Below are 12,161 nucleotides of genomic sequence, written 5' to 3' on the forward strand. Positions count from 1 at the left end.
GTCAACCGTGACAGACACCTCCATGATCCGCCCCGGCATGCGCCCACCGCCACAGACGAAACCCCCGAGGCACGCACAACCTTCTCCCACCACGGCGCGACAGCAGCGCTGGACCGCTAGTCACCAAGGGCATGGCGCGGGGTGGGGTCAGGCGGCGCGCTCGGGCAGCAGGAACGGGTCCCAGGCGGGGGTGGGCTTTTCGAGTTCCTTGATTTGCCAGATGGTTCCGTGCGGAGGCTCAGGGACGAAGCGCAGCTTCCATCCCATCTCGGCCGGAGTGTGGTCGCCCTTGACGTTGTTGCAGCGCAGGCAGGCCGCCACCAGATTCTCCCAGGAGTCGGCACCGCCGCGGGACTTGGGCTGGACATGGTCGATGGTGTGGGCCGCTTTTCCGCAGTACGCGCACCTGTGGCCATCACGCCTCAGCACTCCGCGGCGGCTGACAGCCGTGGCCTGGTTGTATCTGGGACGGATATAGCGGTTGAGGAGGATAACGGACGGCCGCCCCAATATCTCCTGGGGTCCCACCACGGGATCGTCACCCTCGGCAACCACACTGGCTTTGCCTGTGAGCACAAGCACCAGCGCCCGGCGGAACGTGATGACCGCCAGCGGTTCATATCCAGCATTCAGAACGAGAGTGCGCATGCACGTACCTCTTCACGGCCGCACCCGTCAGGGGCACGAGGGCCGGCTGCCCTCGGCATGTCCGGGCTATGGATCGACACCACAAGAGTAAACATAGAAGCGCACTATCAGCTAATCGCTGTTTTCCAAAACTGCCGTGTCGGGTCCCTTGGCAGGCTTTACCCGTGCGTCTGCGGGCTGCACTCCGCCGGCGTCATCCTTAAAGGGAAGAACCCCTGCCGCGGGGCAGGGGTTCTTCGTGCCGTCCATAGGGGACGGCGAATGTGAGGCTCGTTAGTTCACGCGGATGAAAACGGGGCCGGAGCCAACGTTGGCGCTGAATACCACCGTCTGGTTTCCGTTGTATCCACCGTGGACCGCCTGGCCATTGCCGGCATAGACAGCGATGTGGGCCATGCCCGCGCCACCGTCGGCGTAGTAGATAAGGTCGCCCGGCTGGGCTTCCGCGGCGCTTACGGTGCGGCCCAGGGAGAGGTACCCTGCAGGCCAGTCGTGGAAGTTGATGCCCACTGCGGCCAGGGAGTTGGTCACCAGCATGGTGCAGTCCTGGGTGACGCCCAGCTGGGCGTATGCAGCGGAGAGGATGGCTGCGCCCTTGCCGCTGGCGGAAGCGGCAGGAGCTGCAGCGGGTGCAGAGGCGGTGGTCACCTTGGCGGTCACCTTGGGGGCTGCAGCAGGCTGGACGACGGCGGGGGCCGCCGGCTCGGCTTCCTCGACCTCAACAGGAGCGGGCTCTTCTTCGACAACAGGCGCAGGCGTGGTGGTGACGGCCGGCTTTTCGAAGGTGATGGCGATGGTGGAAGCGGCGGAGATCGGCGCCTCGACGGAGGACTCAACTTCCAGGGTGGACGCCGGAGCGGAGTCGCGCTGGACGCTGGAGTCTGCCGCGTTTGCGGCGATGCCGCTGGTCAGCACCAGGCCGGAAGCGGCAGCAATAACCGCTGCCTGGCGGCCCATGCCACCGGCGTTGCCGCCGACAGCCTTGGCGATTACTGCGATTGAGTTGGTCTTGGTGACTTCGGCGCGATGCCGTGCGGTGGCACGAGTAGTCATCAGTTCTCTCTTTCGTTTTCCTCAGGCCGTTGTGGGCACCAAGGGGTTTGGGCGTGCCGGCATCTTGGGGGTACGCCGGCACGCCCCGAACGGGGATGTGGTGTTTGCGGAACGCGTGATGGAGCAAAGAAATAGTTCTTGGGCCCGAAGGCCCAAGAACTATTTGTTAATGGTGAAGAAGGCGGAGCTTCCGGTGGCGGCCACCGAGTGAAGCAGCGTGCCCTGGGACGGGTTGAGAGCGCTGATCATCATGCCGTTGCCGACGTAGATGCCTACGTGCGCGCCACCGTTCTGCATGACCAGGTCACCCGGCTGCGGGGTGGAGGTGGGCGTCATTGCCGTCCAGGCGTTGACGCGCGGGATGCTGATGCCGGCCTGGGCGTACACCCACTGCGTGAAGCCGGAGCAGTCCCAGCCGTTGGGGGTGGTGCCACCCCAGACGTAGGGACGGCCGATGCCAGTGTACGCAAGTGCGGCAATGCCGGAGGTGGAGGCCGAGGAAACCGTTTCGGCAAGCTTCTCAGCTTCAGCTTCGGGAGCTGATGCGGTGGAGGCCGTCCGAGTTCCGGCAGCAGTCCGGCTCTCGGAATCGGTCGACTGTACCCGCACAGGTGCCGGCTTCGGAGCGGCGGTGGTCTTCACCACGGGACGCTCGAAGGAGACGGTGGCGGTGGGTGCTGCAGTCACCGCGAGGGCGGACTGGGCAGACCCGGACTCGGTGGAAGCGGAAACGCCAGCGGTAGTGTCCGCGGCGCTGGCAGGCAGGCCCATGCTGAGGATGAGACCGGAAGCGGCTGCGATAACGGCAGCCTGGCGACCTACTGTCCCGGCATTGGCACTAACAGCCTTGGACACGGTGTCCAAGGGGTTGGTACGAACCGTTTGCGCACGGTGGCGCGCAGAATGATGGCGTGAAGACACGAAGGTAGCCTCTCCCAATGCCTGCGAGGTGAGCTGTCGGATTCGGATGGGAGTCACCCGGCCACTCCGCTTCCAAGGAAGCTTTGCGACTTAACCCCAAGGCCTTCGCTGAAGCAAAGACCAAAATTGGTTCCCCCGCCCCTGCCAGACGATGAAATGCGAACGGACCTTGAGCGGTGGCAGAGCTAGGCAATCCGCACAAGAGCGTCAACTTCGGAAAAGTTGACGCGAGTTAGACGGTACAGCAGTTTTCGTTGAATGTCACATTCAGGTCACGGCGGGTCATGATGATTCGATAGCCGTCCCTCATTTGACTACAGCCAGCCCGTGGGATCGACGACTTCGCCGTTGACCTGGACCTCGAAGTGGAGGTGGCAGCCTGTTGAAGCACCCGTGGTGCCGCTGAGCGCCAGGACATCGCCCCGGGAGACCGTCTGGCCCTCGGTGACACTGAAGGACGAGAGGTGGTTGTATGTGGTCTCCAGGCCGTTGCCGTGGTCCACGACAACGCGGTTTCCACCGCCGTACTGGTGCCACCCGACGAACGTCACGGTGCCGGCTGCGGCTGCCAGGACCGAGGTGCCGCACTGGGCCACGTAGTCCTGGCCGCGATGGAAGTCACCGGAGCCGCCGGTGATCGGGCTGACCCGGTAGCCGAACGGGGAGGCAGTGGACAGCGCGGCCAACGGGGCTCCGAGGCTTCCGGCCGAGGCTGCGCGGGACACGGAACCGGCGGACTGCGCGCTGAGCAGCTGCTTCAGCTTGCCGTCGGGATCCGCCTGGGTCACCACGGCAGAGCGGCTGAAGTCGATCTGCGCGCCGGCCTCGGCGGATACCTGTGGCTGCGGGGTAACAGCCGAGGCTGCCACGGGGGTGACGCTGCCTGCATTGTCGGTGGCCATGACGGGGCTGGTTGCCGGAACGGTCACGGTCAGCACCAGGCCGGTGGCAGCCAGCGCGATTCCGGCTTTCTGGCCAATACCGCTGGCGGAGGCAAATTCTGTGATCTGCCGGAAGGGACCTCGACGGCGGCGTGCATCACGGTGCGGATCGCGGGGGCGTTCCGTGGTGATGACCTCGACAACGCGCGGCGTTGGAACGGGGGCGGCCGCGCGGCGGCGCCCCTTGGGGGTCTGCATGGACAAGAAGGGTTCCTCTCTGGAAAGCCTGCGAAGTTAGCTGTCGGATTCGGGTCAGAGAGTTCACAGACCCGGTCCGCCTGGGCAAGCTCGGCACAGAGGTATCCCTGGAAGGATCCAACGCTGGAAGAGGCTTGCTGCTGACGGACTTCACCCCAAGGCAGTCCCCCGTCTGCCGGTTGTGGTTCCCCCGCCTCTGCCAGTAATGACTCGTGCACCTGATCCGCTGGCAGAGCTCGGCTCCGGATCAGGTAACGCTTTAGTATCTACGCTTGGGTTTAACTATAGGGCCAGAAGTCCCAAAGTAACAATTCCGTTATCTTTGGCTAATCCGTCCCGGCCGGGGTAGTACGCGGGTTTACCGGACGGCAACGAAGACGTGGGCTGCGACTTCGGGCGGCAACTCCAGGGCGCCCTCTATGCCGGGCACGCGGACCGAAATGTAGTCTCCCACCCGCTCCAGCGAGACCGCAGCCCCGGGACGGATGCCGCCCTCGTCGAGCTGGACCAGCAGTTCCGGCTCCACCTGGATCGGCTCAGCCAGGCGGCTTACGGTTACCTCCGACGCCGGGCCATAGGACTTCATTGCCTCCAGCAGGCTGACGGCCCCGTCCGCGAATCCTTGCGATGCCTGGCCGCCGAGGGCCGCCAGGCCGGGGATGGGATTGCCGTACGGGGACTCCGTGGGGTGGTCAAGCAGCTCGTAGATGCGCCGCTCCACGCGTTCGCTCATGACATGCTCCCAGCGGCAGGCCTCGTCATGGACGTAGGCCCAGTCCAGGCCGATCACGTCTGCCAGAAGCCGCTCCGCCAGCCGGTGCTTCCGCATCACCTCGGTAGCGCGCTTCCGGCCCACTTCGGTGAGTTCGAGGTGCCGGTCGCCCGAGACAACCACCAAGCCGTCCCGCTCCATCCTGCCTATGGTCTGGGAAACCGTGGGGCCTGAGTGCCGCAGGCGCTCGGCGATCCGGGCGCGGAGGGCCACGATGTTCTCTTCCTCAAGCTCCAAGATGGTCCGAAGGTACATCTCCGTAGTGTCGATCAGATCCGTCATCCAGCTCAGCTCCTCGAGCGCAGTACCTTGCGTTGTCCCACCGTATCGCCTTCCGCGCGACGTAGTCCGTTGGAAAGCTTAGCCTATTTTGACTTTGTCCGAATAGTTGGCGGCCGTCACAACAGGCCGTCTCAATGTCTGGACTATGACGGTGCCGGTTCCCGCACCAACGCCGGTTCAGGCAGAATGAGGAGGGCCGGAGTTGCAGTCACAGCCGACTGTCCGCCAAGCAACCACCCGTCCGGACCCTAGCCGCGTCCACGCCGAAATTGGAGCACCTGTGAGCGAAAACAGCATCACTATTCCCGCCGACCTCCTGCCCAAGGACGGACGGTTCGGCGCCGGCCCGTCAAAGGTCCGGCAGGAGCAGATCGATGCGCTGTCCGCTGCGTCGAAAACCATCCTGGGAACCTCGCACCGGCAGGCTCCGGTGAAGAACCTGGTGGGGTCGGTGCGCGAGGGCCTCAGCCAGTTCTTCCGGGCACCCGAGGGCTATGAGGTGGTTCTTGGCGTCGGCGGTTCCACTGCGTTCTGGGACATCGCCAGCTTCGGCCTGGTGGAGAAGAAGGCCCAGCACCTCTCCTTCGGTGAGTTCGGGTCCAAATTCGCGGCCGCCACCAACAAGGCGCCCTTCCTGGACGCCTCCTCCATCATCAAGTCCGAACCAGGTACCCGCCCGGCCGCCCAGGCCGAAGCGGGCGTTGATACCTACGCCTGGCCCCAGAACGAGACCTCCACGGGCGTCTCCGCCCCCGTGAAGCGCGTGGCAGGTGCGGACGAGGGCGCACTGGTGCTGGTTGACGCGACGTCAGCAGCCGGCGGCCTGGACGTGGACGTGGCGGAGAGCGACGTCTACTACTTCGCCCCGCAGAAAAACTTTGCCTCCGACGGTGGACTCTGGCTTGGCCTGTTCTCCCCCGCCGCGCTTGACCGCGCGGCCCGCATCAAGGCCACCGGCCGCTGGATCCCCGATTTCCTCGACCTGCAGACCGCAATCGACAACTCACGGCTAAACCAGACCTACAACACGCCGTCGCTGTCCACCCTGGTGACCCTGGATGCGCAGGTCCAGTGGCTGAACGCCAACGGCGGCCTGGACTTTGCCTCGGCACGCACTGCCGATTCCGCCGGCCGGATCTACAGCTGGGCCGAATCTTCCGAGTTCGCCACCCCGTTCGTCACCAACCCGGATGAGCGCTCCAACGTCATTGCCACCATCGATTTTGACGAGTCTGTGGACGCAGCCATGGTGGCAAAGGTGCTGCGGGCCAACGGCGTCGTGGACACCGAGCCCTACCGCAAGCTCGGCCGCAACCAGCTGCGCATCGCCACTTTCGTGGCCATCGAACCGGACGACGTTTCCGCACTGCTGGCCAGCATCGACTTCGTGGTGGGCAAGCTGCGCAAGTAGCGGGCTCCAGCAGCAGTCCGCGCTGCGGCTCAGTGGCCCAAAGCAGCGCACCCAGAAGCAAAGAGCGTTAATTACGACGGCGCCGCCCGGGGTTAGTTCCGGGCGGCGCCTTTGTGTAAGTCGTGGGGAAGTGTGCCGTGGGGTGCGGCGTGCCCTAAGGCGTGGCGGCGTCGTCTTCTGCGGGCTCCGAGGACGGACCAGGGGCAACCTCAGGGGCCTCGACGGCGGGCTCTGAAACGGCAGGCCCTGATACGGCATCCCGGGCGGCGTCATCCGCTTCGCCTTCTGCGGGCACAGCCACCTGCCCGCCAGCTTCCGGTTCCGCTGCCAGGACCTGGTCCTGCTCCGGCTCCGGCTCCTGGTCCTGCTCATCCTCGGGCCGGACTCGTTCAGCCCACGGCACCCATTCCGGGGCAAGGATCGAATCTTCCGACGGCAGCAGGCCGAGCTCGCTGACGGTCACAACCTTCGAGCGGGAGTTGCGGGTCAGCACCGCGTACCACTGCCAGCCCAGGTATCCGGGCAGCCTGGATTCGAACAGGTGCGTCACCAGGCGGTCGCCTTCGCTTTTAGCCCCCAGGTGCCGGCCAATGGTAGGTGCAGGCGTGATGTCCTCCACAGCGGCACGCGCGGTGTCCACCGCGGCAGCGAGGAAGGCATCAGGCTTCCCTGTCCGCCACACCGGGACACCCGCGCGGCGCTTGGACGCCGCCTTGGCCACCGCAGCGGCGGGGCCGGCAGCGGCCGTGCCACCCGCCGTCGTGCCGTCCTGTTCCGGCACAGCTGGGACCGGCTGTTCAGCTTCCGGGTTCATAAGTGCCTAAACGTCCAGCTCGTCGGCAACCTTACGCAGGGCAGCGGCGATGGCCTTGCCCTTGTTGCCTTCCGGGTACTTGCCTGCCGAGAGCGTCCCGGACAGGTTGTCCAGGACAGTCACCAGGTCCTGGACAAGGGGGGCGAGGTCCTTGGCGCTGGGCCGCTTTGCCTTGGCGATGGAAGGTGTCTTGTCCAGCACACGCAGGCCCAGGGCCTGCGCGCCCTTCCGGCCGTCAGCCACACCGAACTCAACCCGGGTGCCGGCCTTAAGCTCTGTTACGCCCTCGGGCAGCGACGATTTGGGCAGGAATACCTCCTGGCCGTCCTCGCCCGCGAGGAAACCAAAGCCCTTGTCCTTGTCATACCACTTGACCTTGCCGGTAGGCACGTAATCAACCTTCTTCGTTCTGCGTCTTCTGACACGGCCGCCCGCCACCGCATCCGCATTGCTGTGCGGGTTTAGGGTATGGCGGCTGCAGGCCGTGTTGGTCTATCCCCCAAGGTTATCCTGCCCACTGCCCTATTCCCGCTTTTACCTGCCTTGCGGAGGCATTCCGGGGCTCCGTGCGGCAGCGTTCACGCCCGGGGCTGCGGGAGCTGTAGCGTTACGTTTATGACTCCCTCGCGTTACCGGCGTGCCCTGATGATCACCGCCGCAGCTGTCGCCGTGCTCTCTTTGGTGGCAGTAGGCACCGTGATGGCTTTGGCCTTCGCCGGGTCAGTGGCCCCCGCCTGGGTCACGTACTCGGCGCTGTACGGCCTGCCGGTCGCGTTCCTCCTGATGCTTTTCCTGGTTCTGGACAGCGTTGCAGGGCGGCGCCGGGCAGGAAAGGCTGACCGGCGGTAACGTTGGACTGATGTCCCTCATTCGCGCGTTGAGCAAGGAGCTGGAGGCACGCAGCGACGATTCACTGCGTGCGCTGTTCGACGCCCGGCCGGACCTCATCTCACCCCCCGTCCCCGACTTCGGCGCCCTCGCGGCGCGGGCCAGTGCCAGGCTCAGCGTGCAGCGTGCTCTGGAACGGCTCAACAGGCCGCAGATGCAGGTCCTCGAAACACTCCACCTGTGCACCAACACGGATACCGGGCACAGCGCCTCCGCGGCCGGACTCCGCAAAATGATTCCGGGATCGTCGGGGGCCGCGGTTGAACGGATCCTGCATTCGCTGCAGGACCTGGCGCTGGTGCACCGCGCTGAACCTCCCCACGGCACCCCGGAGTCCGCGGCAAAACAGCGCCACTACCTCCCGGTGGGCTCCTTGAAGGACGTGGTGGGGATCTATCCCGCCGGGCTGGGCAGGAGCTACACGGAACTGGTCCGGCTCCAGCCCGCCTTCGCGCAGCGCGTGGTGCAGCTTGTCTCCGAGCTGCACCGCAGCGGCGTGGCCATCCATGACGCCACCACTCCCATGGAGGCGGCGCTGGCGCTGCAGCACTGGACCTCCTCCCCTGAGTCCCTCAACAGCATCCTGTCCACGGCGCCGGAGCGGACGACGGCGTTGCTCGCCAGGTTCCGCAACTGGGCCATGGGGGCGGTCCCCCAGGCGCAACGCAAGGCCTCCATCACCACGGAGGGGTCCGACGTCGGGCCTGTGGACTGGCTGCTGGCGCGCGGACTGCTGGTGCCCCTGGACGCCGCGCACGTGGAACTGCCCCACAGCGTAGGGCTCTCACTTCGCGGCGGCGCGATCATCAACGATTTCACCCTCCAGCCCCCTGTCCCCGAGCTCGGCCGGACCTCAGCTGTCCTGCGCAGGAATGCTGCGCTCAGCGCAATATCGGAGACGCTACGGCTGATGGGCGAGCTCCTGCATGCGGTACGGGAGCAACCCCTGGCCACGCTCCGCAGCGGTGGCGTCGGGGTGCGCGAGATGAGGCGTCTGGCCGAGTTGCTGCGGATCGACCAGCAGCAAGCGGGAATTCTGCTGGAACTGGCTGCCCTGGCCGGCCTGATCCGCCTGGACGTTGATTCCTCGTCCTGGATCCAGCCTCCCCAGCTTGAATGGCTGGTCCTGCCGCGCCAGGAACAATGGCTCTGGCTGGTAAATGCCTGGCTGGCCAGCGAGCGCGTGCCGTCCTTGGTGGGCCAGCCCATCAACGGGACGCGCGGCGTGCCGGCGGCGCACCGCTCAGCGTCCGGCAGCACCATCATCGCCTTGTCAGCGGAAGCCCAACGGCCAGACGCTCCCCTGGTCCGCAAACGCATCCTCGAGATTCTGCACGAACTGACCGTGGAGGCCGGCTCCGCAGACGGCACCGCTCCGGTGCTTGATGCCGAAGCCGTCCTCCAGCGTGCGGAATGGGCCCAGCCGCGGATGGCCCGCCGCTTCAGCTCGATGATCCGCGGTGTACTCGCCGAAGCTGAACTCCTGGGCCTCGTGGGGTCCGGAGCCCTCAGCCAACTCGGCAGCGCCCTGGCGGAGGACCAGCCCGAAGCCGCGATTGCCATCCTTGGCGAACACCTGCCGGCAGCTTTGAGCCATGTCCTGCTCCAGGCAGACCTCACAGCCGTCGCCCCGGGGTACCTCGACCCCGGGCTGACCGGAAAACTACTGGTGATGGCAGACGCCGAAGGCCAGGGGCCGGCCACCATCTACCGCTTCTCGGAAGGCTCCATCAAGCGGGCCCTGGACACGGGATACGATGCTGCCGGCATCGTGGAGTTCCTCCGCGAGCACTCCGCCACCGCTGTGCCCCAGCCCCTCCAATACCTCGTGGAGGACACAGCCCTGCGGCACGGAAGGCTGCGGGTGGGACCGGCGGCGAGCTTCGTCCACAGCGACGACGAGGACGCCCTGCTGGAGCTTCTGTCCGGGCCGAAGGCAGCCCACCTGAAGCTGGAGAAGATCGCCCCAACTGTCCTGGTGTCCGCCGCGCCGCCGCGGGAAACCGCACAGGTCCTCCGCAACCTGGGCCTCTCCCCCTCCGTGGACGGCGCGGATGAGCCCGTGGTCCGGCTGCGCGGAAGCCAGGCCGCCCAGGACACCCACCGCCCGGTGTACACCGCACCGCGGACGGCGCCCGGGACGGAGGAGGTGGAAGCCCAGCTGGCGGTCCTGCGGCAGGGGGGCTCCGCCGTCGGACACCGCGGTGTTTCCGGAGACCACGCCGGCGAAACGGGGACCCAGCTGGGGCTTGAAGCCCTGCAGCGCGCCATCAGGCTCAAGCAGCGGATCAGCATGAACGTGGTGGACGGCCTGGGGAATGCCAACCTGGAAACGGTTGTTCCGCTCTCTGTAAGCGGCGGACGCGTCCGGGTGTTTGATCCCGCCAGGGAAACCGAACGCGTGCTGTCCATCCACCGCATCATCGACATTGAGGCTGCAGAGGAAACTGCGCCAGTGAAGGACTTCCCGGCGTGAACGACGGACCGTTGATCGTCCAAAGCGACAAGACCATTTTGCTTGAAGTGGACCATGAGCTGGCAACCGAAGCCCGCCATGCCATCGCACCTTTCGCGGAGCTCGAACGGGCACCGGAGCACATGCACAGTTACCGGCTGACGCCCCTGGGGCTCTGGAACGCCCGCGCGGCGGGACTGGATGCGGAGAAGGTCCTGGATACGTTGCTGAAGTACTCGCGCTTCCCCGTGCCGCATTCGCTGCTGATCGACGTCGAAGAAACCATGTCCCGCTACGGCCGGCTGCGCCTGGAGAAGGATCCCCAGCACGGGCTGGTCATGCGGACCGACGACTACCCGGTACTGGAGGAAGTAATCCGGGCCAAAAAAATCCAGCCCCTGCTCGGGCCAAGGATTGACGGCGAAACAGTGGTGGTGCACGCCTCCCAGCGGGGACAGCTCAAACAGCTGCTGCTGAAGATCGGGTGGCCGGCGGAAGACCTGGCGGGCTACGTGGACGGCACTCCGCACCTGATCGCGCTCAACGAGGACGGCTGGAAGCTGAGGCCCTACCAGCAGATGGCAAGCGACAACTTCTGGTCCGGCGGCAGCGGCGTAGTGGTGCTGCCCTGCGGCGCCGGGAAGACGCTCGTGGGGGCCGCCGCCATGGCAACCGGGTCCACCACCACCCTGATCCTGGTGACCAACACCGTGGCCGCGCGCCAGTGGAAGGACGAACTGCTGAAGCGCACGTCCCTTACCGAGGACGAGATCGGCGAGTACTCCGGGGCGGTCAAGGAAGTCCGCCCGGTGACCATCGCCACGTACCAGGTCCTCACCATGAAGCGCGGGGGCCTCTACCCCCACCTGGAGCTGGTGGACGGGCACGACTGGGGTTTGATCATCTACGACGAGGTGCATCTCCTGCCGGCGCCGATCTTCCGGATGACGGCGGACCTGCAGGCGCGGCGGCGCCTCGGACTGACGGCAACATTGGTGCGGGAGGACGGCCGCGAGGGCGAGGTGTTCAGCCTGATCGGGCCCAAACGGTACGACGCGCCCTGGAAGGACATCGAGTCCCAGGGCTACATCGCGCCCGCTGACTGCGTGGAAGTCCGCGTGGACCTGCCCAAGGACGAACGGGTCGCCTACGCCATGGCCGAGGACGCTGACAAGTACCGGCTCTGCGCCACCTCGGAGTCCAAGACACTTGTGGTGGAGCAGCTGGTCAGCCGGCACGCCGGTGAACAGCTGCTGGTCATCGGCCAGTACATCGACCAGCTGGATGAGCTCGGCGAGCGCCTCGATGCGCCCGTGATCAAGGGCGACACGTCGGTGAAGGTGCGCCAGAAGCTGTTTGACGCCTTCCGTGCCGGGGAGATCCAGACGCTGGTGGTCTCCAAGGTGGCCAACTTTTCCATCGACCTTCCCGAGGCCTCGGTGGCGATCCAGGTGTCGGGCTCATTCGGTTCCCGGCAGGAGGAAGCCCAGCGGCTGGGCAGGCTCCTGCGGCCCAAGAAGGACGGCCGCTCGGCACGCTTTTACTCCCTCGTGGCCCGGGACACCCTGGACCAGGACTTCGCCGCCAAGCGCCAGCGGTTCCTGGCGGAGCAGGGCTACGCGTACCGGATCATGGACGCCAAGGACGTGGAGACGGCTGACTAGCGGTCCAGCGCTGCTGTCGCGCCGTGGTGGGAGAAGGTTGTGCGTGCCTCGGGGGTTTCGTCTGTGGCGGTGGGCGCATGCCGGGGCGGATCATGGAGGTGTCTGTCACGGTTG

At 66.1% G+C, this 12,161-nt stretch carries 11 protein-coding genes and 2 riboswitches; of the genes, 4 read left to right on the forward strand and 7 right to left on the reverse strand.

Going from position 1 to position 12,161, the window contains the following annotated elements:
- Positions 1-147: 147 nt before the first annotated feature.
- The 5 genes from NFU08_RS20445 to NFU08_RS20465 form a co-directional block, all read right to left on the reverse strand.
- The gene (locus tag NFU08_RS20445) at positions 148-648 is read right to left on the reverse strand and encodes an HNH endonuclease (RefSeq protein ID WP_066273874.1); all 501 of its coding nucleotides are present in this window, start codon (positions 646-648) and stop codon (positions 148-150) included.
- A 273-nt stretch (positions 649-921) separates the two neighbouring features.
- Positions 922-1,701 (reverse strand): NlpC/P60 family protein, encoded by a 780-nt coding sequence (locus NFU08_RS20450; protein WP_174179612.1) that lies wholly within the window; start codon positions 1,699-1,701, stop codon positions 922-924.
- A gap of 159 nt (positions 1,702-1,860) precedes the next feature.
- Positions 1,861-2,556, reverse strand: a complete 696-nt coding sequence (locus NFU08_RS20455; RefSeq protein WP_174179614.1) for a C40 family peptidase — start codon at positions 2,554-2,556, stop codon at positions 1,861-1,863.
- Between the two features lie 70 nt (positions 2,557-2,626).
- Positions 2,627-2,800, reverse strand: a riboswitch (cyclic di-AMP (ydaO/yuaA leader).
- A gap of 136 nt (positions 2,801-2,936) precedes the next feature.
- Entirely contained in the window at positions 2,937-3,761 is an 825-nt protein-coding gene (locus NFU08_RS20460; protein ID WP_174179685.1) for a M23 family metallopeptidase, read from the reverse strand.
- Between the two features lie 10 nt (positions 3,762-3,771).
- A riboswitch (cyclic di-AMP (ydaO/yuaA leader) is annotated at positions 3,772-4,013 on the reverse strand.
- 106 nt (positions 4,014-4,119) lie between these two features.
- Positions 4,120-4,815, reverse strand: coding sequence for a metal-dependent transcriptional regulator (locus tag NFU08_RS20465; protein ID WP_174179616.1), 696 nt, complete (start codon positions 4,813-4,815; stop codon positions 4,120-4,122).
- 280 nt (positions 4,816-5,095) lie between these two features.
- Between NFU08_RS20465 and serC the strand changes: the two genes are divergently transcribed.
- A complete protein-coding gene (gene serC / locus NFU08_RS20470) occupies positions 5,096-6,226 on the forward strand; it encodes a phosphoserine transaminase (protein WP_174179618.1) in 1,131 nt (376 codons plus the stop codon).
- Between the two features lie 154 nt (positions 6,227-6,380).
- On the opposite strand, the gene NFU08_RS20475 is transcribed toward serC, so the two are convergent.
- Entirely contained in the window at positions 6,381-7,040 is a 660-nt protein-coding gene (locus NFU08_RS20475) for a DUF3027 domain-containing protein (protein WP_251425876.1), read from the reverse strand.
- Between the two features lie 6 nt (positions 7,041-7,046).
- Positions 7,047-7,430: a cold-shock protein gene (locus NFU08_RS20480; protein ID WP_066273868.1), complete on the reverse strand. Its 384-nt coding sequence runs from the start codon at positions 7,428-7,430 to the stop codon at positions 7,047-7,049.
- 225 nt (positions 7,431-7,655) lie between these two features.
- Between NFU08_RS20480 and NFU08_RS20485 the strand changes: the two genes are divergently transcribed.
- The 3 genes from NFU08_RS20485 to NFU08_RS20495 are packed head-to-tail and all read left to right on the forward strand — an operon-like array spanning position 7,656 to position 12,047.
- Positions 7,656-7,889 carry a hypothetical protein gene (locus tag NFU08_RS20485; RefSeq protein ID WP_174179620.1) on the forward strand — a complete coding sequence of 78 codons (234 nt, stop codon included), beginning with the start codon at positions 7,656-7,658 and terminating at the stop codon, positions 7,887-7,889.
- Positions 7,890-7,899: 10 nt separating this feature from the next.
- A complete protein-coding gene (locus NFU08_RS20490) occupies positions 7,900-10,404 on the forward strand; it encodes a helicase-associated domain-containing protein (protein ID WP_251425878.1) in 2,505 nt (834 codons plus the stop codon).
- Positions 10,401-12,047 (forward strand): DNA repair helicase XPB, encoded by a 1,647-nt coding sequence (locus NFU08_RS20495; protein ID WP_251425880.1) that lies wholly within the window; start codon positions 10,401-10,403, stop codon positions 12,045-12,047. Before NFU08_RS20490 ends, NFU08_RS20495 begins: the two co-directional genes overlap by 4 nt.
- The last annotated feature ends 114 nt before the right edge of the window (positions 12,048-12,161 follow it).

The sequence above is a fragment of the Pseudarthrobacter sp. NCCP-2145 genome, assembly GCF_023708005.1.
GTDB classification, from domain to species: Bacteria; Actinomycetota; Actinomycetes; order Actinomycetales; family Micrococcaceae; genus Arthrobacter; species Arthrobacter oxydans.

Coding starts and splice junctions, on each gene's coding strand:
- NFU08_RS20445 (WP_066273874.1), bottom strand. CDS start 648: ATGCGCACTCTCGTTCTGAATGCTGGATATGAACCGCTGGCGGTCATC.
- NFU08_RS20450 (WP_174179612.1), bottom strand. CDS start 1,701: ATGACTACTCGTGCCACCGCACGGCATCGCGCCGAAGTCACCAAGACC.
- NFU08_RS20460 (WP_174179685.1), bottom strand. CDS start 3,761: ATGCAGACCCCCAAGGGGCGCCGCCGCGCGGCCGCCCCCGTTCCAACG.
- NFU08_RS20465 (WP_174179616.1), bottom strand. CDS start 4,815: ATGACGGATCTGATCGACACTACGGAGATGTACCTTCGGACCATCTTG.
- NFU08_RS20475 (WP_251425876.1), bottom strand. CDS start 7,040: ATGAACCCGGAAGCTGAACAGCCGGTCCCAGCTGTGCCGGAACAGGAC.
- NFU08_RS20485 (WP_174179620.1), top strand. CDS start 7,656: ATGACTCCCTCGCGTTACCGGCGTGCCCTGATGATCACCGCCGCAGCT.
- NFU08_RS20490 (WP_251425878.1), top strand. CDS start 7,900: ATGTCCCTCATTCGCGCGTTGAGCAAGGAGCTGGAGGCACGCAGCGAC.